The sequence below is a fragment of the Phenylobacterium sp. genome, from assembly GCF_036563385.1.
In the GTDB taxonomy this organism is placed as follows: domain Bacteria; phylum Pseudomonadota; class Alphaproteobacteria; order Caulobacterales; family Caulobacteraceae; genus Phenylobacterium.
The window spans coordinates 111,609-133,425 of sequence record NZ_DATCML010000014.1 but is presented as its reverse complement, the minus strand read 5'-3'; the positions used below and the strand labels follow the sequence as shown (position 1 = coordinate 133,425).

Annotated in this window: 20 protein-coding genes and 2 tRNA genes; 8 read left to right on the top strand and 14 right to left on the bottom strand. The window is 70.0% G+C overall.

Features of this window, described 5'->3' with window-relative positions:
* Window positions 1-94: 94 nt before the first annotated feature.
* Window positions 95-1,627, bottom strand: a complete 1,533-nt coding sequence (locus VIL67_RS14495) for a TolC family outer membrane protein (protein ID WP_332049618.1) — start codon at window positions 1,625-1,627, stop codon at window positions 95-97.
* Window positions 1,628-1,751: 124 nt separating this feature from the next.
* Window positions 1,752-2,318, bottom strand: a complete 567-nt coding sequence (locus tag VIL67_RS14490) for a protein-L-isoaspartate O-methyltransferase family protein (RefSeq protein WP_332049617.1) — start codon at window positions 2,316-2,318, stop codon at window positions 1,752-1,754.
* Window positions 2,319-2,465: 147 nt separating this feature from the next.
* On the opposite strand from VIL67_RS14490, the gene VIL67_RS14485 reads away from it, so the two are divergent.
* A tRNA-Cys gene (locus VIL67_RS14485) sits at window positions 2,466-2,539 on the top strand.
* Between the two features lie 67 nt (window positions 2,540-2,606).
* On the opposite strand, the gene VIL67_RS14480 is transcribed toward VIL67_RS14485, so the two are convergent.
* From VIL67_RS14480 to VIL67_RS14460, 5 genes are all read right to left on the bottom strand, one after another.
* Entirely contained in the window at window positions 2,607-4,697 is a 2,091-nt protein-coding gene (locus VIL67_RS14480) for a prolyl oligopeptidase family serine peptidase (protein ID WP_332049616.1), read from the bottom strand.
* Window positions 4,698-4,909: 212 nt separating this feature from the next.
* Window positions 4,910-5,164 (bottom strand): hypothetical protein, encoded by a 255-nt coding sequence (locus VIL67_RS14475; RefSeq protein ID WP_332049615.1) that lies wholly within the window; start codon window positions 5,162-5,164, stop codon window positions 4,910-4,912.
* Window positions 5,165-5,175: 11 nt separating this feature from the next.
* Entirely contained in the window at window positions 5,176-5,466 is a 291-nt protein-coding gene (locus VIL67_RS14470; protein ID WP_332049614.1) for a hypothetical protein, read from the bottom strand.
* 65 nt (window positions 5,467-5,531) lie between these two features.
* Entirely contained in the window at window positions 5,532-5,690 is a 159-nt protein-coding gene (locus tag VIL67_RS14465) for a hypothetical protein (RefSeq protein ID WP_332049613.1), read from the bottom strand.
* Window positions 5,691-5,719: 29 nt separating this feature from the next.
* The gene (locus tag VIL67_RS14460) at window positions 5,720-6,718 is read right to left on the bottom strand and encodes a helix-turn-helix transcriptional regulator (protein ID WP_332049612.1); all 999 of its coding nucleotides are present in this window, start codon (window positions 6,716-6,718) and stop codon (window positions 5,720-5,722) included.
* A gap of 75 nt (window positions 6,719-6,793) precedes the next feature.
* Between VIL67_RS14460 and VIL67_RS14455 the strand changes: the two genes are divergently transcribed.
* Window positions 6,794-7,072 carry a hypothetical protein gene (locus VIL67_RS14455; RefSeq protein ID WP_332049611.1) on the top strand — a complete coding sequence of 93 codons (279 nt, stop codon included), beginning with the start codon at window positions 6,794-6,796 and terminating at the stop codon, window positions 7,070-7,072.
* Window positions 7,073-7,086: 14 nt separating this feature from the next.
* Window positions 7,087-7,479, top strand: coding sequence for a GFA family protein (locus VIL67_RS14450; protein ID WP_332049610.1), 393 nt, complete (start codon window positions 7,087-7,089; stop codon window positions 7,477-7,479).
* Here VIL67_RS14450 and VIL67_RS14445 read toward each other — a convergent pair.
* Both VIL67_RS14445 and VIL67_RS14440 read right to left on the bottom strand, forming a co-directional pair.
* A complete protein-coding gene (locus VIL67_RS14445) occupies window positions 7,476-7,832 on the bottom strand; it encodes a DUF6285 domain-containing protein (protein WP_332049609.1) in 357 nt (118 codons plus the stop codon). The two genes, VIL67_RS14450 and VIL67_RS14445, sit on opposite strands and share 4 nt — an antisense overlap.
* The gene (locus VIL67_RS14440; protein WP_332049608.1) at window positions 7,829-8,824 is read right to left on the bottom strand and encodes a phosphotransferase family protein; all 996 of its coding nucleotides are present in this window, start codon (window positions 8,822-8,824) and stop codon (window positions 7,829-7,831) included. The genes VIL67_RS14445 and VIL67_RS14440 overlap by 4 nt, the downstream gene beginning before the upstream one ends.
* Before the next feature lie 118 nt (window positions 8,825-8,942).
* Here VIL67_RS14440 and VIL67_RS14435 point away from each other — a divergent pair, with 118 nt between their 5' ends.
* A complete protein-coding gene (locus VIL67_RS14435) occupies window positions 8,943-10,304 on the top strand; it encodes an acyl-CoA dehydrogenase family protein (protein ID WP_332049607.1) in 1,362 nt (453 codons plus the stop codon).
* On the opposite strand, the gene VIL67_RS14430 is transcribed toward VIL67_RS14435, so the two are convergent.
* Window positions 10,301-11,713: a Mur ligase family protein gene (locus tag VIL67_RS14430; RefSeq protein WP_332049606.1), complete on the bottom strand. Its 1,413-nt coding sequence runs from the start codon at window positions 11,711-11,713 to the stop codon at window positions 10,301-10,303. The genes VIL67_RS14435 and VIL67_RS14430 overlap by 4 nt on opposite strands.
* Before the next feature lie 345 nt (window positions 11,714-12,058).
* Here VIL67_RS14430 and VIL67_RS14425 point away from each other — a divergent pair.
* A tRNA-Asn gene (locus VIL67_RS14425) sits at window positions 12,059-12,134 on the top strand.
* A gap of 104 nt (window positions 12,135-12,238) precedes the next feature.
* Window positions 12,239-12,694: a group III truncated hemoglobin gene (locus tag VIL67_RS14420; RefSeq protein WP_332049605.1), complete on the top strand. Its 456-nt coding sequence runs from the start codon at window positions 12,239-12,241 to the stop codon at window positions 12,692-12,694.
* Here the strand turns inward: VIL67_RS14420 and VIL67_RS14415 are convergent, their stop codons facing one another.
* The 3 genes from VIL67_RS14415 to VIL67_RS14405 all read right to left on the bottom strand — a co-directional run bounded on the left by VIL67_RS14415 (window position 12,695) and on the right by VIL67_RS14405 (window position 15,404).
* Window positions 12,695-13,978, bottom strand: coding sequence for an MFS transporter (locus tag VIL67_RS14415; RefSeq protein WP_332049604.1), 1,284 nt, complete (start codon window positions 13,976-13,978; stop codon window positions 12,695-12,697). It abuts the gene before it with no gap.
* Between the two features lie 95 nt (window positions 13,979-14,073).
* A complete protein-coding gene (locus tag VIL67_RS14410; protein ID WP_332049603.1) occupies window positions 14,074-14,898 on the bottom strand; it encodes an aldo/keto reductase in 825 nt (274 codons plus the stop codon).
* Between the two features lie 65 nt (window positions 14,899-14,963).
* The gene (locus tag VIL67_RS14405) at window positions 14,964-15,404 is read right to left on the bottom strand and encodes a VOC family protein (protein ID WP_332049602.1); all 441 of its coding nucleotides are present in this window, start codon (window positions 15,402-15,404) and stop codon (window positions 14,964-14,966) included.
* Between the two features lie 239 nt (window positions 15,405-15,643).
* Here VIL67_RS14405 and VIL67_RS14400 point away from each other — a divergent pair, with 239 nt between their 5' ends.
* Both VIL67_RS14400 and VIL67_RS14395 read left to right on the top strand, forming a co-directional pair.
* Window positions 15,644-16,705, top strand: a complete 1,062-nt coding sequence (locus VIL67_RS14400) for an efflux RND transporter periplasmic adaptor subunit (RefSeq protein ID WP_332049601.1) — start codon at window positions 15,644-15,646, stop codon at window positions 16,703-16,705.
* A 27-nt stretch (window positions 16,706-16,732) separates the two neighbouring features.
* Window positions 16,733-19,969, top strand: coding sequence for an efflux RND transporter permease subunit (locus VIL67_RS14395; RefSeq protein WP_332049600.1), 3,237 nt, complete (start codon window positions 16,733-16,735; stop codon window positions 19,967-19,969).
* A 3-nt stretch (window positions 19,970-19,972) separates the two neighbouring features.
* Here VIL67_RS14395 and VIL67_RS14390 read toward each other — a convergent pair whose 3' ends face one another.
* Entirely contained in the window at window positions 19,973-21,733 is a 1,761-nt protein-coding gene (locus VIL67_RS14390) for an ABCB family ABC transporter ATP-binding protein/permease (protein WP_332049703.1), read from the bottom strand.
* Window positions 21,734-21,817: the final 84 nt, after the last annotated feature.

Sequence of the window (21,817 nt, the reverse complement as noted above, 5' to 3'; positions counted from 1 at the left end):
CCGCTCTAGAGAATCCCTGAGGACCTACCGTAAGCGGGAGCGGCCGATCCTGCAATTTGCACGGGCCGGCGATTTTCGCCTGGGAGGCGAGATGTCAGCGGGACGCAGGCGCCGCGACAGGCTGGGCCGGCGGCGGCTGCAGGCCCGGCGGGATCGCCGGCTCCACGGGCTTGGCCTTGGGCTGCGGCGTCGGCGGCAGGGCGAGCGTGCGGTCGATGATGGCGATCGGCTCTTCCCAGGGCACCCAGCCCCAGGTGATCCGGAGCTTCCGGAAGTGCTTGGTCGCGTCGTACTGCGGCACCGTGGGCACCAGGTTGCGGCCTTCGAGCCGCCCCATGGCCGAAATCACGCTGGCGGCGGCCACATATTCGTCGCGGCGCGCGCTCACCTGGCTGAGTTCGGCGTTGCGCAGCTCCTGCTCGGCGTTCAGCACGTCGATGGTCGTGCGCAGGCCCACCTGCTGCTCCTGGCGCACGCCTTCGGCGGCGATGCGTGCGGCGCGCACCTGCTCGCCCGTGGAGGTGATGTTGGCCCGGCTGGCGATCAGCTGGTTCCAGCCCTGGGTGACCTGCTGCAGCACCGTGCGCCGCTGGGTCTCGATGGTGATCCGGTCGGCGTTGTTGCGCTCCACCGCCTGGCGGATCCGCGAGGACGTCAGGCCGCCGCTGAACAGCGGCACGCTGACCGTAACGCCGGTGGTGACGTCCCGCTCGTAGAGGCCGCGCTCGAAGGGATCGGTCGGCGCGGGGCCGAAGGTCAGGGTGCTCTGCACGGCCACTTGCGGCAGGCGCTCGGCCCGGGCGCCGGCCAGGCGCGCACGGCTGGCCTGTTCGGCGAACTGCTGGGCGCGCAGCAGCGGGTTGAACTGCTCCGCCACCGAGAACGCCTCGTCCACCGTGGGCGGCAGCAGGAAGGCCAGGGACGGTTCGGGCTCCAGCGTGCCTGGATTGCGGCCCACGGCCGCCGCGTAGTTCGCGCGGCTGTTGCCGAGCTGAGCCTCTGCGTTCTGCATCGCCGCCTGGGCGTTGGCCAGGCGGGCCTGCGATTGGGCGACGTCGGTGCGGGTGATCTCACCCACCTCGAAGCGGGCGTTGGATTCCTCCAGCTGCCGCTGCAGCACAGAGACGTTTTCCTGGCGGATGCGCAGGGCTTCCTGGTCGCGGCGCACGTCCGCGTAGGCCTGGATCACCTGGCCGATCACCTGGCTCTCCACCCGGCGCAGGTTCTCGCGGCCTTGCAGGATGTCGGCCTGGGCGGCGGACACCGTGGCGGCGACACGGCCGCCGGTCCAGATTGGCTGGGAAAAGGTCAGCCGCGCCTGGCCGGAGTTTCCGTCTTGGATGGTCGGGAACGCCGGGTTGGCCAGAGCCGCCCGCGGGGTCCGGTTGTCGTTCCACGCCGCTTGCGCGCTGAGGTTCAGAGTCGGGCGCCAGCCGCTGCGGGCCTGCACGAAGCTTTCGTCTAAGGCGCGCTGCGCCGCGCGCTGCGACTGCAGGACCGGGTTGGTCTCGTAGGCCATGGCGATCGCGTCGGCGAGGGTCTCGGCCGCGGCGGGCGCAGCGGTCGCGCCCGCGGCCCCCAGGCTGAAGATCGCGGCGAGCAGTCGACCGCGAAGGCTCTTCGACATCCGATATCCCCGATATTTAGGCGAGAGAGACTGTAGCCTTTATGACCATGCCTAAGGGCAAGACCAACAGGGCGTCACCTTAAGCTTTTTTCACCCCGAGGTTTCGATGGTGTTTCTTGCGGACCTAGAAGGCGAAACCGTGTTGCGCCTCGAACCCTCCGAGAAGGGGCGTGGGCGCATCGAATAGATCGCGACGACCAAATCCATCGTCCGTCCTCAGGTAAAGGCAGGCCTTGCCCACCGGGCCGTCCCGCTCCACCACCGCAAGGCGCCCGCCGAGCGCCAGGGCGCGCTGCCATTCGGCGGGGGCCTGCGCGACGGCGCCTTCGCAGATGATGCAGTCGTACTCGCCGGACACGGCGCGCAGGTCCTCGCCGTCCAGGCGCTCGACGCTGAGGCCGAGCCGCTCCATCACCGCCGCCGCATAGGGCGCCGCGATGGCCAGGGCCCGCTCGCCCGGCATCGGCCGGAGGGCTTGCAGGAGCTTGCCCACGTCACGCGGCCGCATGAGGTGGCGGCCCGGCGCGTACTCCACGTCGAAGTCGGCGTAGGCCAGGTAGGTCTTGCCGGCCGGCACGAAGTCCTCGCGCGGCAGCACCCGCATAACGTCGTGGAGGCGAACGTCGGTGACGTCCTGCGTGCGCACCTGGCTCTCCACCATGTTCAGGCGGGCGGCGGCGAGATCGGCCATGAGTCTCTCTGGGATAGGCGGCAAAACGACGGGGGCTTATAGGTCCCACCCGGCGGCGAAGGCAATGCGGCCTGCCGACAGACGTTGCCCAGCGCGGGCGCTTCTGTTAGCCAGCGCTTCCTCCGGGGCGCCCAGCGCCTCGCGGGCGGCCTGATGGCGGAGTGGTGACGCACCGGACTGCAAATCCGTGAACCCGGGTTCGATTCCCGGTCAGGCCTCCAAGACTTCTTCGACATACCGAACGTGAATGGCGTCAGGGGCGCGGCGCATGTCCGCGCCCCCTGCCCGTCAGTCCATCAGCTGCTGGTGCAGGTAGGTGAACTCCAGAGCCTGGCGCATGGCGCGCTCGTTCAGGTTGGCCGCCGCCGCGTGCCCCCCGTCGATGTTCTCGTAGTAGAGGAAATCGTAGCCGTATTCCTTCAGCCGCGCCGCCGCCTTGCGGGCGTGGGCCGGATGCACCCGGTCGTCCTTGGTGGAGGTCTCGAGGAACACCCGCGGGTACTTCTGGCCAGGCTTCAGGTTCTGATAGGGCGAATAGCTCTCGATCACCGCCCGCTCGGCCGGCACGGCCGGGTCGCCGTACTCGCCCACCCACGAGGCCCCGGCGCCGATGTGGGTGTAGCCGATCATGTCGAACAGCGGCACCTGGATGACCACCGCGTTGTAGAGTTCCGGCCGCTTGGTCAGGGCCACGCCCATCAACAGGCCGCCGTTTGAGCCGCCCATGATGCCGAGCCGCCGGGGGCTGGTGATCTTGCGCTGGATCAGGTCCTCAGAGACCGCGAAGAAGTCGTCGTAGACCCGCATCCGGTTCAGCTTCAGCCCGGCGTTGTGCCACCGCGGCCCGAACTCGCCGCCGCCTCGGATGTTGGCCACCAAATAGACGCCGCCCTTCTCCAGCCAGAGCTTGCCGACCGTGGCCGCATAGGACGGCGTCTGGCTGACGAGGAAGCCGCCGTAGGCGTAGAGCAGGGTGGGCGCGGTTCCGTCGAACTTCAGGTCCTTCGGGCGCACCACGAAGTACGGCACCTTGGTCCCGTCCTTGGAGGTGGCCCAGTGCTGCTCCACCACGTGCCTCGACGCGTCGAAGCGCGCCGGCGCCGTGCGCAGCATCGAGGTCTGGGCCGAGCCCGCGTCGGCCAGGAATTGCTGCGAAGGCGTCAGGAAGCTGGTCGCGTAGACGATCATCCGGTCGTCGTGGTCGGTGGTCGACCCGATGCTGATGGTGGAGTCCTTGGGCAGGTCCAGCTTCGTGGAGGTCCAGCCGTCGCCTTTGCGGGCGAAGCTCAGCACCTGCCCTTTCACATTGTCGTACAGCGCCACCACCAGCCGGTTGCGGGTGGTCGCCACCTGCTCGATGGCCTGGCTCTGGGTCGGGCGCAGCACGAGCTTGCCGGCCAGGCTGGCGGGGTTCGCCTTCACCGCCGCGAGGTCGAAGTCCAGCAGGTCGCCTTCGCGGAAGCCCTTCGACGTCCAGTCCTGCTCCAGGCTCACCAGCAGCCGGCCGGCGACATACCCCTGGACGCTGGCCTTGCTTGGCAGGTCCAGCTTCTTCGGGCCAGCCTCGGTCACAAGGTGGTGCTCGGCGTTGAAGGTGTCGAGCGGCCGATGCGCGATGATGGCCTGCACCCGGCCGTCGGGATCGCGCAGCACGATCGGCGAGACGCCGTAGCCGCCGTCCTTGGCGTCGCCGCGGAACACCTCCTGGGCGGCGGACAGCGGCTGGCCGCGCTTCAGCAGCTTCAAAACATAGGGGTAGCCGGAGGTGGTGACCTGGCCCTTCTCCCACTCGGTGGCCACCACCAGGGTGTCCCGGTCCACCCAGGCGTACCGGTGCTTGCCTTCGGGCAGGCGGAAGCCGCCGTCGACGAACCTGCCGGTCTCGGCGTCGAACTCGCGCACGATGTCGGCGTCCTTGCCGCCGTCAGACAGCGCCACCAGGCACAGCCGCTCGTCCGGCTCCAGGCAGTCGGCGCCGTGCCACACCCAGTTGGCCTTCTCGGCCTTGGCCAGCGTGTCGACGTCGAGGATCGTGCGCCACTCGGGCTTGCCCGCCCGATAGCTCTCCAGGCTGGTCGTGCGCCAGACGCCGCGCACGTGCTCTCGGTCCTGCCAGTAGTCGCGCAGCGCGCCGTCGCCGGCGAAGCCCACGCCCGGAATCCGATCCGTCGCCGTGGCGATCTTCAAGGCGTCCTCGTAGAGGCGCTTGTAGCGGGCGTCGTTCTGCAGCTTCGGCAGCGAACGGGCGTTCTCGGCCTTGGCCCATTCCAGCGCCCGGGCGCCCTCGATCTCCTCCATCCAGGCGTAGGGATCGTCGTTCGGGGCGGCCCCCATCAGGAATACTCCGGCCAACACGGTCGCAAGGATGCGCGCCTTCATCTGGTAAACCCCCGTTGCAGCGCCGATAGAGCGCGATGCGGCCGCGCGGCTCAAGGGGGTTGTGGCGAGGCGGGGCGCGCGAGCCTTCGCCCAATCGCCCGCTCGGGGTGCCTGCAACGCCGAAAAGGCGCCGGCTACTCCGACGCGCACGGGGCTCCAAGGCGCGCCGCGAGCGCGGGCGGACATGCGCCTCGGGCGGTGGAGCAGCTCGGCTAGCGCCCTGCGGCGGCGGCCGCGCTTGCGCGCAGCACGCGATCGCCTTGCCTGAGCACAATCGAGGCGTCGGGCTGCTCGGCCTGTGCGGCCTCGTAGGTGGCTTCGGCCAGGCTCAGGGTCTCGAGGCGGGCCAGTACGGTCGCCTCTCCCTGCGCCGGTCCGACGACCTCGATCACATACGGAAGCTTGGCGGCGTCGAGATCGTGGGGCGGCGGGCTAGCCTTCTGCGGATGATCAGGGACTCTGTTCATTGCGCACGGGCTCAATGGGCGCGGCTCACCCATTTCGCGAGCACGTTCCCCTTGTGTGTGATGACGATGTCGCGCCCGGGATTCTCCCTGGCCGCCGCATAATAGGCGGCGAACCCGATGGTTGCGTCGGCGGCGATCGCGATCACCCGTTCGACCGCTCCGGTCTCCGGGTCGAGAACCTCCACCTTGTAGGGCAGGTCATCGCCTTCGATCGTGAAGGGTAGCCGTCCGAAGACGCCGCCGGGCGCTTCGCCATCGCCGTCGTTGCCTCCGTGGGCGGTGCGAACGGGTTGGTGGAACACCAGCGCCTCCTTCAGGGTCCGCGGACTTTCGCGGAGCCGCGGCGCGAGTCAATGCCCCGTCGGCGTCAGCCTCCGCTGCACCGTTCGCGCCAGATCTCCAGCGCCAGCCGCGGCCGCACCAGGAACAAGCCGACCCAGACCACGCGGGCCAGGGCGCGCACCAGCCGGCGGCGGGGGCGGATCTCCAGTTCGTAGAGCGCGGCGTAGTCAGCGGTGACGGTCATGGGCTTGCTCCTCTTCACGAGGAGCAGAGCTAGGGCGTGGGTGCGTCAGTTCCGGTCGTATGGGCGCGGCGCGCCAGCTCGATCTGCTCGACGATCAGCGCCTTGAGGCGGGGCGGCTGCAGGATCTGCACCTGGTCGCCCCAGGTGAAGAGGTGCCAAGCGAGCTCGCGCATGCCGCTCGCCCGGAAGCGCACGATCACCGCGCCTTCGTCGTCGCGCTCCATGGTTTGCCGCGCGTGAAAGCGCCAGCGCAGCGCCCCCTCGGCCGAGGCGGGAAGGATGCGCAGCACCACGTCTTCGGTGTCATCCTGATAGATGCCGAAGCTCTCGTCCGCATAGTCCTGGAGACTGAAGCCCTCTTCCCGCCGGGCCGGGCGGCCGGTCACCTCCACGTCACGCAGACGGTCGAGCCGCCAGTTGCGCGGGCCGCCCTCCCCCTCAGCGGCCACCAGGTAGTTGGCGCGCCCGAACAGCACCCCGTAGGGCGTCACCTCCCGCACCCGGCCAGGCGTCGATCCGCCCTCGTAACGGAAGCGCAGGGTGGAGAGCCCCTTTAGGGCGTCCCGGATCGTGGCCAGCACCGCCTCGTCCTCGAAGGGACGCGGCCCCGCCTGTACAGCTATCGTCTCAGCCTGCAGCAGGGCCTCGAGGTCCGGCGCAAGCCGCCGCCGCGCCGCGGCCCGGGTGGCGGACAGGACCTTCTGCTCCAGCGTCCGCAGCGCGTTGGCCCGGGCGGTGGCGCCCTGGGCGCTCCAGGTCTCGGCGGCGGCGTTCAGGGCCGCCAGCTCCTCGGCCGTCGGGGCCTGGAAAAGACCGTCCAGGCCAGCGGGGATGCGGAAGCGGCGCGTCGGCGGGTCGTCGACCTCCTCCAGCTGCGGAAAGATCTCGCGCACCGCGTCCCGCATCCGCTCCGCCGTGCGCCGGCCCACCCCCATGCGCTCGCCGATCTCGTCCAGCGTCAGCCCCTCGGCCGTGCTGGCGAGCAGGCGCGCCAGCTCCAGCAATCGGCCGGCCTTTTCGTGCCTCATGATCGGTACGTCCGCTTCTGTCGCAGCGGCGCATCAGAACTGAACCTGTCGCAACCCGCAACGGAGTTCACAACGATGGCCCGCTACCGCCGCTTCAAGCCCCGCGCCGCCCGCCCCGTGGTCGATCCCCGTCCCCTGCCGCCGCCCGCCGCCGTCGTCGACGCCGTGCTGCGCTTCCACGACGAGGAGCAGGACCAGGGCTCGGGCCGCACCCTGCTGCGCCTCTCCGCACGCCGCCTGCGCCAGCGCGACGTGAAGGCGGCCCTCGGCGCCCACGCCGCCCGTGCGGCCCGGGTTTCGATCCTGTGGAACGAGCGTGAGAGTGAGATCATCCGGGTGCTCGAGGCCGCCTGAGGCGTTGAGGCCTCATGACCGAACGCCTCCGGAACGGCGGCTGCGCCTGCGGCGCGGTGCGCTTCACCACCCGCGGCGAGCCCGCTCGCGCCGGCCTCTGCCACTGCCTGACCTGCCGCAAGGCCCACGCCGCGGCCTTCAACCCCTTCGTGGTGTTCCGGGCCGAGCAGGTCGAGGTGCAGGGCGAAACCGCCTCCTGGGAGAGCTCGCCCGGCTACCAGCGGCGATTCTGTCCCGCCTGTGGTGCCCGAGTCGTCAACAACAACGGCGACGAGATCGAGATCAGCGTGGCGAGCTTCGACGAGGTTGGCGCCTTCGCCCCGCAGTACGAGAGCTGGATCATCCGACGCGAGCCCTGGCTGCCGCCGCTGAAGGTCCCGCAGTACGAGACGAACCGAGGGGACTAGCTCACCTCCGGCCGGTACTTGGGCTGATCGATGGCCACCTGATCGCGAGCCATGGCGCTGAGCGCGTCGAGCAGGCCCGGCGTCTCCACCGTCAGCTCGCCCGCCCGGATGCGCTCGCAGAGCTCGGCGTTGAGCGCCGCGAACGCGCCGTCGTGGCCGAGCACGGCCGACATCGCCGCCACGGCCCGCCGCTCCGCCTCGGGCCCGCGGGTCAGCTCGCGCTCAACGACCGAGAGCACGTTCACCGCCACCCGCGCCAGGAAGGCATTGCGCGGGTCGAGGCCCGGGCGGATCTGCTCGATCCAGAGCGCGACCGCCTGCACCAGTTCTTCGGTCTTGGGATGGGTGATCACAGGCCCTGCTCCAGGAGGACGACGAGGTCGGCTTCAGTCTCGGAAACCCGCCGCCCGATCATCGGCCGCTCCACCGACTTCTCCAGGCCGTCGCGCCAGCTCAGGTACATGGTGAGGCACATCACGCCCCAGCGCAGCGAGCCGAGCATCTGCCAGAAGCGCACCCGCTCCAGCGGGATCGGCCGTCCGCCGGCCGCCGCGTAGCCGGCCAGCAGGTCGGCGTACTCGCCGAACCCGCCCACCGGCTTCTCCGGCCGTCCGAACCGCCAGGAGTTGGTGCAGATCCAGCCCATGTCCTCGGCCGGATCGCCGATGTGGGCCAGCTCCCAGTCGAGCACGGCGGCGACGCCACGCTCCGGGTCGAACATGATGTTGCCGTTCCGGAAGTCGCCGTGCAGCAGCACCGGCGCCACGGGCTCGGGCGTGTGCTTGCGCAGGTGCTGGAAGGCCAGCTCCAGGATCGGCCGCTGCGCGCCGGTGGCGCGGTAGACCTCCTCGTAGCGGTCGAGCTCGAGCTTCGCGTCGACCGTCTTGAGGCCCAGCTCAGGCGGCGGCGGGGTGGCGTGGATCTGGGCCAGCACCGCGCCGCATTGCCGGGCCAGCCCCGGCCGGACGGCGTCGAAGCGCGGATCCTCGACGATCTTCTTGCCGAGCGTCTCGCCGGCGACCCGGCCCATGACGTAGGCCTCCCCCAGCCCGTCCGCTGCGTCGCAGACATGCCGCACCGGCGGGACGGGCGCGCCGTTGGCGCCAGCGGCGCGGATCAGGGCGGCCTCGGTCGCCAGGGATACGGACCGGGCGGTCTCCGGATCGAAGGGCGCCGTGCGCCGGCGCAGGATCAGACCCTCGCGCGCCTCGCCCGACACCACGTCGAAGGTCCAGGTCTCCATGCTGGCGCCGCCGGAAAGGCGCTGGGCGGCCTCCACCCGCGCGCCCTCCCCCGCCAGCCGCGCGGCGAGCCTCGGAAGGGCTTCGGCAACGGGCGAATCCATGACCCGACGGAACCTCCTGGATGGTCTAGGCTCGTGATCTGGCGGGCCTCCCGCGGGCTTGTAAATCCTCCCGCAGCGTCAACTCCGCCCAAGAGAAATCTGGTCTCGAGGAAACGTCATGGACTTCTCCCTTCCCCAGGATCTCCAGGACTACCTGGACGAGCTCGACCGCTTCATCGAGGCCGAGATCATGCCGCTGCAGCGGCAGGACGATAACGACCGCTTCTTCGATCACCGCCGCGAGCACGCCCGCACGGACTGGGACAACCAGGGCCTGCCCCGGCCCGAGTGGGAGGCCCTGCTGGCCAAGGCCCGCAAGCTCGCGGACGACGCCGGCCACTACCGCTACGCCTGGCCGAAGGAGATGGGCGGCAAGGGCGGCAGCCAGCTGGCCATGGCGGTGATCCGCGAACACCTGGCGGCCAAGGGACTGGGCCTGTTCAACGACCTCCAGACCGAGCACTCGATCGTCGGCAACAACCCGTTCGTGCTGATGTTCAAGGAGTTCGCCACCAACGCCCAGTACGAGCGCGACGGCGACAAGCTGCTGAACGGCGGCATGCGCACGGGCTTCGGCCTGACCGAGCCCAACCACGGCTCCGACGCGACCTTCATGGAGACCCGCGCCGTCCGCGAGGAGCGCGACGGCCAGCCGGGCTGGCGGATCGACGGCGAAAAAATGTGGACGACCGGCATGCACGTGGCGACGCACGTGATGGTCTTCGCCCGCACGTCGGGCAAGGACGGGGACGCCACCGGCATCACCTGCTTCATCGTCCCCGCGGACACCCCCGGCGTGAGGATCGAAGAGTACATGTGGACGTTCAACATGCCGACGGACCACCCTCGGGTGAGCTTCACCAACGTGTGGATCCCGGAGGACAGCTACTGGGGCCAGATCGACCGCGGTCTCGGCCTTGGCCAGAGCTTCGTGCACCAGAACCGCATCCGACAGGCCGCCTCTAGCCTGGGGGCCGCCCAGTTCTGCATCGACGAGAGCGTGAAGTACGCCCGCAAGCGCAAGCCGTTCGGCAAGCCGCTCGCCGAGAACCAGGCCATCCAGTGGCCCCTCGTCGAGCTGCAGACCCAGTGCGAGATGCTGCGGCTGCTGATCCGCAAGACCGCGTGGCAGATGGATCAGATGGACCACAAGGAGATCGAGAAGACGATCTCGGACAAGGTCTCCATGTGCAACTACTGGGGCAACCGCCTGGTCTGCGAGGCGGCCGACCGGGCCATGCAGATCCATGGCGGCATGGGCTATTCCCGCCACACGCCGTTCGAGCACATCTATCGCCACCACCGGCGCTACCGGATCACCGAGGGCTCCGAAGAGATCCAGATGCGCAAGGTGGCCGCCTACCTGTTCGGCTACCTCGGGCCCAAGCGCGAGCAGTTCAAGGAGCTGAACGAGGCCGAGAAGGCAGCCAAGCGGGACCAGTACGTCCAGCCCGTCCCGGCGATCTCGTCGGCCTCCTAGGCGGCCGCGGCGGCGGCGTAGAGGCGGTCGAACACCGGCGGCAGACTGTCGGGCAGGCCCAGCAGAGGGCCTGACGACAGCAGCAGCACCACCTCGTCGCCGTTCAGCCCCGACAGCGCCGCCGTGGCCGCCTCGGCGGTGCGCACCCCCTCCACGGGAATGCCGGCGGCCGCCGTCCGGGCGAGGATCTCCTCGAAGCTCGACTGGTTGTGGCTCGCCGCCCCATGGCTGGGCGGCGGGACGATCAGCGCGCGGGCGACGCCCTCGAACACCGTGTCGTACCAGGGCAGCGCGTCGCGGTTGCGCCAGGAGAAGGTGTGCGGCTCAAACACCACCACCAGCGGCCGGGTCGGATAGTGCAGCAGCAGGGCCTCGATGGCCGAGCGCGCCTTCTCGTAGGACGAGCCGAAACCCTCGATGACCGGCACGGCCGAGGCTGCCGTCAGCCGGTCCAGCCGTCGGCGGATGCCGGCGAAGCTGGCCACCGCCCGCGCGAGCTGAACCTCGGTGACCAGGCCGCGCTCCAGCAGGTAGGCGGCGACGCCGACGATGTTCTCGATGTTGTGCTCGCCGAGCAGGCTGGTGGCCAGCGCCACGCGCCGGCCGTCGGGCGCCACCAGGCTGAAGCGGGTGGTCTCGCCATAGACCACGTCCTCGCTGTACCAGCCGGCGCACGGGACCGTGTCGTACCAGACGATGCCGCTGGCGGCCTCGCCGGCGATGGCGCGGATCGCCGGGTGGTCGCGGGCGACCAGCAACCCCTCGGCGGGCAGCAGGCGCAGCAGCTCGCGGAACGGCGCCTCATAGTCGGCGAAGGTCGGGAACACGTTGACGTGGTCGTGGATCAGCGAGGTCAGCAGCACGTCGCGCGGATGGTAGAGCACGAACTTCGAGCGCCGGTCGTTGGGCCCCACGATGTACTCGTCGCCCTCGAGGATCACCTCCGGCGCGGTTCCCCAGTGGCCGGTGGCCGGCAGCGAGGGCGAAATCGCCCCAATCATCCAGCCCGCGTCGTGGCCGGACTCCCGCAGGACATGAGCCATGAGCGCGGTGCAGGTGGACTTGCCGAACGAGCCCGCCACCACCGTGTTGAGCCGCTCACGGGTGGCCTCTCCCACCAGCTCAGGAAAGGTGGTGACCGTCGCGCCGCGGGCGCGCGCCGCCGTCACCTCGACGTTGTCGTCGCCGCCCAGCTTTGCGCTGGCGCCCAGCACCAGGACGTCGAGGTCGTCCGGCAGGTTGGCGGCGTCGAAGCTGCGGTGGAACGGGAAGCCCAGCCCCTCCACGTAGGTGGACATGGGCGGAAAGACGTCGGCGTCCGAGCCCGAGACCTCGTGGCCGGCGTCCCGCATCATCAGGGCGACCGCGCTCATGCCCGCGCCGGCGACGCCGGTGAAGTGGATGCGCATGGCGGCCTCCGAGGTGTGGTGAGTCCCGCATCGAGTAGCCGATCCGAGGGCCGGCTCCAATCCGGAGCGACAATGCAGCGCGGCGGGCGAATCATGAATCGCTCGCCGAGGGCCGAGGCCGGAGAAATTAATCAGTGTTTGGAACCGTTTACCGCCGTTAATGCACGCTTAACCAGCAGGGCGGACCCTGTGAGCGTCTTCCTTGAAGACACCCCACCATCACCGACTTTTTCCAGCCCGGCGTTCGCGCCGGGCTCTTTTTTTGCCTGGAGCTCCACAAGCGCTTTGGCCCGCTTGCGCGCCGCGGAATCGCAGCGTATATGCCGCGCCTCTCGACGGCCCTGATCCTCGGTAGCTCAGTTGGTAGAGCAGGCGGCTGTTAACCGCCGGGTCGCAGGTTCGAGTCCTGCCCGGGGAGCCATCGAGAGCCTCCACACATCGCGAACAGGCGTGACGCCCTCTCGGGACGCCCCTCCGTAGTCGCCCGGAGTTCGCCCCGGGCGGAGGTTCGCCTATATCCAGGTCATGCCTTCGCTCGGCGACACGCCCGAACTGCGCGCCCAGGCCCGCGCCCGCATCGCCCCGGGCGCGGCGGTCGGCGTGACGGAGGAGATGATCCACCGCCTCGTGCACGCCTTCTACGGCAAGGTCCGGGCGGACGCCGTGCTGGGGCCGATCTTCGACGGGCAGATCACCGACTGGGACCCCCACCTGGCGCGCATGTGCGACTTCTGGTCGTCGGTCATGCTGATGACCGGCCGGTTCAAGGGCCAGCCCATGGTGGTCCACGTGCGCATCCCCGGCCTGGAGGGCGCGCATTTCGAGCGCTGGCTTGGCCTGTTCCGCGACGCCGCGCGGGAGGTCTGTCGGCCGGCGGCCGCCGCGGTGTTCATGGCCAAGGCCGAGATGATCGCCCAGAGCCTGCAACTGGGCATCGCCCACAGCCGCGGCGAGCTGCCGCCGCTGCACGCCGCCGGCTGATCAGGCCGGCGCGCCTTCGGCCGCCAGAGGCGTCCCCTCGCCTTCCCGACGGATCATCAGCGCCAGGGCCGCAGCGATGATCGCGAAGGCGCCGGCGATGACGAAGGCCTCCAGGTAGCGCCCGGAGATGTCGCGCAGCAGGCCGGCGCCGAAGGCGGCGGTGGCGGCGCCCGCCTGGTGGCCCACCAACACCCAGCCGAACACGATGGGGGCGTCGCGGTCGCCAAAGGTCTCGTTGGCCAGCCTGAGCGTCGGCGGCACGGTGGCGATCCAGTCCAGGCCGTAGAACACCGCGAAGATGGTCAGGCTGATCATGCCGAAGTCGGTGAACGGCAGGGCGATCAGCGACAGCCCCCGCAGCCCGTAGTAGGCGAACAGCAGCTTGCGTGGGTCGTAGCGGTCGGTGAGCCATCCCGAGGCGGTCGTCCCCACCAGGTCGAAGACGCCCATCAGGGCGAGCAGGCCGGCGGCCTGGACGATGGGCAGGCCCATGTCGCCGCAGAAGCTGATCAGGTGCGTGCCCACGAGGCCGTTGGTGGTCAGGCCGCACACGAAGAAGGTGCCGAACAGCAGCCAGAAGGTCGGCGTTCGCGCGCCGCGGCCCAGGGCGGCGAAGGCCAGGCGGATGCTGTCCACGGCCCGCGCCGGCGGCGGCGCGGGCGGCGCCTCCGTGGCGCCGTAGGGCAGCAGCCCGACATCCGACGGCCGCTCCGGCAGCAGCAGCAGGACCACCGGGATCAGCGCCGCCGTCACTGCCGCCACCAGCATCGGGACCCAGCGCCAGCCGCCGGCCTCCACCAGGTGGGCCATCAGCGGCAGGAAGATCAGCGCTCCCGTGGCGGTCGCCGCGCTGAGCACGCCCATGACCAGGCCGCGGTTGCTGGCGAACCAGCGGTTGACCACAGCGGCGCCCAGCACCATCGCCACCGCGCCGGAGCCGACGCCGGAGAGCACGCCCCAGGTGGCCACGTAGTGCCACGGCTCGGTCATCAGGAGGCTCAGCGCCGTCGCCGCGCTCATCACCGCCAGGCCCGCCACCAGGGTGCGGCGGATGCCCAGGGTCTGCATCAGGGCGGCGGCGAAGGGACCCACCAGGCCGTAGAGGAAGATGCCTACCGCGGCCGCCAGCGACACCTCGCTGCGCGCCCAGCCGAAGGCCTGCTGCAAGGGCGTCATCAGCACGCCAGGCGCGGCGCGCAGGCCGGCCGCGGCGATGAGGGCGGCGAAGGTCGCGCCCACCACCACCCAGGCATAGTTCTGGCCGAACGGCCGCCGTGCGCTCATCGCCCCTCTCCCTGGACCGGGAGCCTCACAGATGGGGCGCGCCCGCGCCAGCCGAAGAGCTCGGCCGTGGCAGTTTTTCTCCGCCCGCCTTCAGCCTAGCCGAAGCTGACGGGGTCGGGCCCGATGCGGCCCACCGGGCTGTCCAGCGCCGCGAAGGCGCGCAGATCCTCTTCGTCCAGCTGGAAGTCGAACACGTCGAAGTTGGCGCGAATGCGGGTCTCGTTCACCGACTTCGGGATGACGATCAGGCCGTTGTCGAGGTGCCAGCGGATGATCACCTGGGCCGCGGTCCTGCCGTGCTTCTCCGCCGCCTGCCGCACCACCGGATCTTCCAGCAGCCTCCCCTGGCCGAGCGGGCTCCAGGCCTCTGTGGCGATCCCCAGGCTGGCGTGCACGGAACGGAGGTCCGTCTGCTGGAAGCGGGGGTGCAGCTCCACCTGGTTCAGGGCCGGCGCCTCACCGGTCTCGCCGACAATGCGGCGCAGGTGCTCGGGCATGAAGTTCGAGACGCCCACCGAGCGCGCCCGCCCCTCCTCGCGGAGCCGAAGCAGGGCGCGCCAGGTGTCGAGGTAACGCCCCTGCCCGGGAGCCGGCCAATGGATCAGATACAGGTCGACGTAGTCGAGCCCGAGCCGCTTCAGGCTGGATTCGAAGCCGCGCAGGGCGGAGTCGTAGCCCTGTTCGTCGTTCCAGAGCTTGGTGGTGACGAAGATCTCGTCGCGCGCCAGGCCGCTGGCGCGCACCCCCTCGCCCACCGCCGCCTCGTTCCGGTAGATGGCGGCCGTGTCGATGGAGCGGTAGCCGGCGGCGAGAGCCGTGCGCACCACCTCCGCCGTGATATCGGCGGGCGATTGCCAGACGCCGAGCCCCAGCTGCGGCATGACGTTCCCGTCGTTCAGCGTGATGGTCGGCGCCGGCATGATGGTCCCCTGGTCCTGGCTGCGAGCCTGCGCAAACACCGCTGACCGGGCGCGGGTTTCAAGCCCTACCAGACCCCCACGTTGGGCATGGACGCCCAGGGCTCCGCGGGAGGCTGCGCGCCCCCCTTCTGCAGCAGCTCGATGGAGATGTTGTCGGGCGAGCGGACGAAGGCCATGCGGCCGTCCCGGGGCGGGCGGTTGATGACCACGCCGCCGTCCTTCAGGCGCTGGCAGGCCGCATATATGTCGTCCACCTCGTAGGCCAGGTGCCCGAAGTTGCGGCCGCCCTCATAGACCTCGGGATCCCAGTTCCAGGTCAGCTCCACCATCGGCGCCTTGTTGGCCGCCGCCAGCTCTTCGTCGCCCGGCGCGCACAGGAACACCAGCGTGTAGCGGCCCGCCTCGTAATCGCGACGCGAGACCTGCTTCAGACCGAGCTTGTCGCAGTAGAAGGCGATCGATGCGTCGAGGTCCGTGACGCGGACCATGGTGTGCAGGTATCTCACCGGAAGCCCTTTCCCTTACTCTGTAAATCGTGCGACATAGGGTCACGCGGCCGAGCTCGTGGCGGCGTGCTGCACTGATGTCGTCACCAGGATCTATCGCCTCTCCCGCCACCTGTCCGCGATTTCATTTGCGCTCGCGTAACAGTGGCATCAAAAGCGCCGGACACTAATGAGTGTGTGAGCCGCGCGCGGACGACAGGGGGAGCGGACGCGCGAGCTGAAGGCTCGGGGAAACAGTTATGCGAATGAAATCGCAGTACGTCTTCGTCATCGCCATGGTCGCGGTGGTGGGGCTCATTTTCGTCATCCGCGCCATTTTCGGCGGCGAGCCAAGCAAGGCGGAGGCGAAGACCACGCCTGTCGGGCCGCCCAGCGTGCAGGTGCGGCAGACCGCCGAAACGATTCGCCCGATCGAGATCGTGATGCGCGGGCGCACCGAATCGGCCCGAACCGTGGTGGTGCGTTCCGAGACCGCGGGCGTTGTCGCCGCCACACCAGCGGCCGAGGGGGCCTATGTGCGCCGCGGCCAGGTGCTCTGCCGGCTGGCTGTGGACGCCCGCCAAGCGGCGTTGGACCAGGCGCGCGCAAACTACCGTTCGCGCCAGCTCCAGCGGCAGGCCGCCGCCCAACTGGCCGAGAAGGGCTACCGCTCGCAGACCCAGGTCCTAGAGAGCCAGGCTGCGCTCGACTCGGCCCAGGCGCAGGTGCGCGCGGCGGAAATCGCGCTGAACCAGGTGAACATCACCGCGCCCTTCAACGGCGTCTTCGACCGCCGAGAGGCCGAGGTCGGGACCTACCTGGGGCCAGGCCAAGCCTGCGGGACCATGATCGAACTGAACCCGCTGGTGGTCTATGGCGACGTGCCCGAGACGGAGGCCGCCCGCCTGCGCGTGGGCGCGCCGGCCAGCGCCAAGCTGCTGTCCGGCCAGCTGCTGAACGGCCGCGTCCGGTACGTGGCTCATGACGCCGACCCGCAGACCCGCACCTACCGGGTGGAAGTCGCCGTCGACAATCCGCGGATGGACGTCCGCTCCGGCCTTTCGGCCGAGGTGCGGGTGAACGTCGGCCAGGGTCCGGCCCACCTGGTGCCGATCACCGCCCTGGTGCTGGACGCCGCTGGCCGGCAGGGCGTGCGCCACGTCCTGCCGGATGGCCGTGTCGCCTTCACCGCGGTGAACGTGCAGGAGGAGACGCCGCAGGGCGTCTGGGTGACCGGCCTTCCGGGCGTCACCCGAGTGATCACCGTCGGCCAGTCTTCGGTGGCCGAGGGTCAGAAGGTTCGCGTGGCCGTCGCGCGCTAAGCGCGGCCGCCGCCGGGAGACGGGACGATGATCGCAGCCCTCATCGACGGGGCCATCAAGCGGCGGAAGGTGGTGCTCGGCATCACCCTGATCGCCAGCCTGTTTGGCCTGTTCGCCTACTTCTCGGTCCCGCGGGAGTCCGAGCCGAACATCGACTTCCCGTTCATCTCGGTGGTCGTCCCCTACCCCGGCGTTTCGCCGGAGGACTCCGAGCGCCTGCTTGTCCGCCCCCTGGAGGTGGAGCTGCAGACCATCGAGGGCATCAAGCGGATGAACTCGGTGGCCCGCCAGAACATGGGCGCGGTGAACCTCGAGTTCGAAGCCGACTTCGACAAGGACAAAGCGCTGGCCGACGTGCGCGCCAAGGTCGACCTGGCCCGAGGTCGCTTCCCGCCGGACGCCGAGGAGCCGATCATCCAGGAGGCGAGTTTCGCCGACGAGCCGGTGATCGGCATCGAAATCTCCGGCCAGGTTCCGGAACGCGAGCTGCACCGCGTCGGCCGCGCCTTGAAGGAGCGCCTGGAAGGCACGCCCGGCGTCCTGGAAGTCAACATGAGCGGCGGCCGCGAGGAGGTTCTCGAGGTCACCATCGATCCGCTGCGGATGGAGGCCTACAACGTCACCACGGGCGAACTCGCACAGGTGATCGGCCGCAACAACCAGCTCGTCCCCGCCGGCAACCTGCGCTCGGGCGAGGGCCAGTTCGCGGTCAAGGTCCCAGGCGTGGTCGAGGAGCCGGCGGACATCCTGGCCCTGCCGATCAAGAAGAACGGCGACCGCCTGATCACCATCGGCGACATCGGCGACGTGCGCCGGACCTTCAAGGAGCCGAGCTACATCGCCCGCTTCAATGGCGAGCCGGTCTATTCGCTGGAGGTCTCCAAGCGTAGCGGCGCGAACCTGCTCGATACGGTCGCCCAGGTCCGCAAGATCGTCGAGGAAGAGAAGGTCCGCTGGCCGGCCAACGTGAAGGTCGACTACACCTTCGACGAGAGCGAGTTCATCGGCCGCACGCTCGTGGTCCTCGAGAGCGGCCTGATCATGGCCAGCTTGCTGGTCATGGCGATCATCGTGCTGAGCCTCGGCGTCCGCCAGGGCCTGATGGTCGGCCTGGCCATTCCGATCTGCTTCCTGCTGACCTTCCTCTTCCTGCAGGCCACCGGCGTCACCCTCAACATGATGGTCATGTTCGGCCTCGTCTTGGCCGTCGGCATCTTGGTGGACGGCGGCATCGTGGTGGTCGAGTACGCGGACCGAAAGCTCGCCGAGGGCATGCCCAAGGAGGAGGCCTTTGCCGCCGCCGGCAAGCGGATGTTCTGGCCGGTGGTCAACGGCACGCTGACGACGCTTTGCGCCTTCCTGCCTTTCCTGTTCTGGAACTCGATCGCCGGCAAGTTCATGAGCTTCCTGCCGATCACCCTCTTCTTCGTGCTGGGGGCCTCGCTGTTCGTGGCCCTGCTGTTCACGCCCGCGGTGGGCTCGATCTTCGGCCGCAAGGCCGCCATCGACGCCGAGCAGCTGGCGGAGATTCACAAGTCCGAGCACGGCGACCCGCGCGAGATGCGTGGGTTCATGGGCTGGTACGCACGCACCGTCGCTGCGATGGGCCGCCACCCGACCCGCACCATGGGAGCCGGCGTCCTGATTGTCGCGGCGATCATCTTCGCCTTCGCCAGCACCAAGCACCGCACCGAGTTCTTCCTGGAGGAGGATCCGGAGTTCGTGCAGGTCTTCGTCAAGGCGCGCGGCAACCTCTCGCCCGAGGCGCAGTACCAGCTGGTGAGCCAGGTGGAGCAGCGGCTGCAGGGCATCAAGGGCGTGCAGTCCCTGTTCGTCCGCGCCGGCACCTTTAGTCCCGGCGGCGGGCCAAGCGCGGCGCCGAACGACACCATCGGCCGCCTGTTCATCGACTTCGTGCCGTTCGAGGAACGCAGCGAGCTGGGCCTGCGCGGCCGCGACATCGAGGCCGAGATCCGCAAGCGCGTGGCCGATGTGCCCGGCATGCAGGTGGAGGTCCGCCCGCCGCAGTCCGGACCGCCGGTCGGCAAGGACGTGCAGGTCGAGCTGCGCGGCCACGACCCCGTCGCGCTCAGCGCGGCCGCGGACCTGGTGAAGGCCAAGCTGGCCCAGGACCCGCAGCTCTACGAACTTGAGGACAACCGCACCTCGCCCGGCATCGAATGGAACCTGGTGGTCGACCGCGAGGCGGCGGGCCGCTACGGCGTGGACGTCCTCACCGTCGGCCAGGCGATCCAGTTCGTCACCGGCGGCGTGCTGATGGGCCGCTTCCGTCCCGACGACGCCGACGACGAGCTCGACATCCGGGTCCGCTTCACGCCCGAGAACCGCACCACGGAAGGCCTGCAGCGGCTTAAGATCCCCACCGCCCAGGGCCCGGTGCCGGCCAGCTACTTCGTCAAGCGGGTGCCGGCCCAGCAGGTGACCACCATCCTGCGGCGGGACGGCCAGCGACTGGTGGTCGTGCAGGCCAATGCGGTCGAGGGCGTGGCGGCCAACCAGAAGATCGCCGAGCTTCGGCCCTGGCTGGAGAAGGCGCCGCTGGACCCGTCCGTGCAGTGGAAGTTCACCGGCGCTGACGAGGAAGGCCAGGAGGCGCAGAAGTTCTTCGCCACCGCCATGGCGGCGACCCTCTTCATGATGTTCGTGATCCTGCTGTGGCAGTTCAACAGCTTCTACGGCGTGCTGGTCACCCTGTCGGCCGTGGTGCTCTCCACGGTCGGCGTGCTGCTGGGCGTGCTGGTGAACTTCGCCAACACCTTCCCCTACATCTCGGTCATCTTCATGGGCACCGGCGTGGTGGCCCTGTTCGGCGTCGTGGTCGGCCACAACATCGTGCTGGTGGACACCTTCTATCAGCTCATCCGGGCGGGCTTCCCGCGCGACGAGGCGGCCATCCGCGCCGCGGCCCAGCGGTTCCGGCCCGTCATGCTGACCACCGTGGTGACCGTCGTGGGCCTGCTGCCGCTGATGTTCCAGGTGCACCCCAACTTCCACACGGGGCACATCGAATACAAGGCGCCCGGCTCCGAGTGGTGGGTGCAGCTCTCCGCCGCGGTGGTCTGGGGCCTGTCCTTCGCCACCGTCCTGACGCTGGCGCTGACGCCGGTGATGCTGGCCGCCCCGTCAGTCTACGCGGGACGCCTCCAGCGCCTGCGCGGCTGGATCGACCACAAGCGTGGCCGTCCGCCGCGCCGGCCGCCGGCGGCCGTGCTCGGCGGCGACCTGCCCCGAGCCGCCGAATAGGGCTCAGCGCTCGCGGGTCTGGCGCCGCCACAGGGCGGCGTACTCGCCTTGTCGGGCCAGAAGCTCGGCGTGGGTTCCCCGCTCGACGATCCGGCCACGGCGCAGCACCAGGATCTGGTCGGCGTCGGCGACAGTGGACAGCCGGTGGGCGATCACCAGGGTGGTGCGCCCCGCGCGCGCCTTGCGCAGGGTCTCCTGAATGGCCGCCTCGGTGGGACCGTCCAGGGCGCTGGTGGCCTCGTCGAGGATCAGCAGGCGCGGGTCCGCCAGGAGGGCGCGTGCGATGCCTACCCGCTGGCGCTCGCCGCCGGACAGCTTCAGCCCCCGCTCCCCCACCAGGGTGGACATGCCCTCGGGCAGGCCGTCGATAAACGCGCCGAGCTCGGCGGCCTCGGCCGCTGCGCGGACCGCCTCGGGCGTGGCGTCCGGCCGTGCGAAGGCGATATTGGCGAAGAGGGTGTCGTTGAACAGGGCGACGTCCTGGGGCACCAGAGCGATCGCCCGCCGCAGCTGCGTCTGCCGCGCCTCGCGCATGTCCACCCCGTCGAGCGTCACCCGGCCTTCCTGCGGATCCAGCAGCCGCATGGCGAGCCGTACGGCGGTGGTCTTGCCCGCGCCCGACGGCCCCACGAGCGCCACCGTCTGGCCGGGCTCGGCGGCGAAGCTGACGTCCGTCAGCCCTTGCGAGCGCGCGTCATGCCGGAAGCCCACCCCCTCGAAGGCCAGCCGGGCCCCCTGCCCGCTGGCCGGCGGCAGGTCGCTCGCAGCCGGCGCGTCGACGATGTCCGGCGCGCGCTGCTTCAGCGCCACCATCTGTTCCATGTCGATCAGCCCCTGGCGGATCTCTCGGTACTGGAAGCCCAGCATCCCCAGCGGGGCGTAGAGGTTCGAGAGCAGCAGGATGGCCATGGTGATGTCGCCGATCTGCAGCCGCCCGCCGGCCACCTCGTAGCCCGCCATCACCGTCAGCGCCGCCAGGCCCAGGTTCAGGACCAGCGACTGGGCGGCGTTCAGCAGGTTCAGCGAGCCGTTGGCCCGTGAGCTCGCGTCCACATAGGCGCCCATGGCGGCCTCGTAGCCGCCCACCACGCGCGCCTCGGCGCCGAAGGTCTTCACCGTCTCGTAGTTGATCAGGGCGTCGGCCGAGAGCCCCGCCACCCGGTTCTCGGCCTCGTTCAGCTCGCGCCTGTGCGACAGCCGCCAGTCGGTGATCCGGAAGGTGACGACCGCATAGATCATCAGGGTCGCGAAGGCGGTCAGCGCGAAGCGCCAGTCCAGCCGGAGCGTCATCACCGCCATGGCGAGCACCAGCTCCACCAGGGTCGGCCCCAGGCTGAAGATGACGCTGCGGATCAGGAAGTCGGTCGCCCGCGCGCCGCGGTCGATGATCCGCGACAGCGTGCCGGTCTGCTTGCTCTGGTGGAAATCGAGCGACAGCGCCAGAGCGTGGCCGAACGTCTCCACCGCCGCCCGCGCCATGGTCGATTGCGAGACCCGCGTGAAGATGGCGTCCCGGGCGAACGGGGCGCAGGCCGCCAGGAGCCGCAGGGCCGCAAAGCCGATCGCCAGGCTCACGAACGTCCAGCCGACGACCACCGCCGCACCGCCGGCCGCAGGCGTCAGGGTGTTGATCCCATCGCCCAGCAGGACCGGCGCCAGGACCGCCGCCACCTTGCCCAGGAGGACGAGCGCCAGGGCGGCGGCGATCCTGAGGCGAAGCTGCGGCGCGCCTGAGCGGAGAACCAGGCTGACCAGGTCGCCCATCGAGGCCCAGAAGTCGAACCTCGCGCGCGCCGGCGCCACCGCTCCGGGCCCGGAGACGCGTCCCCGGGCGGCATGCGCGCGGAT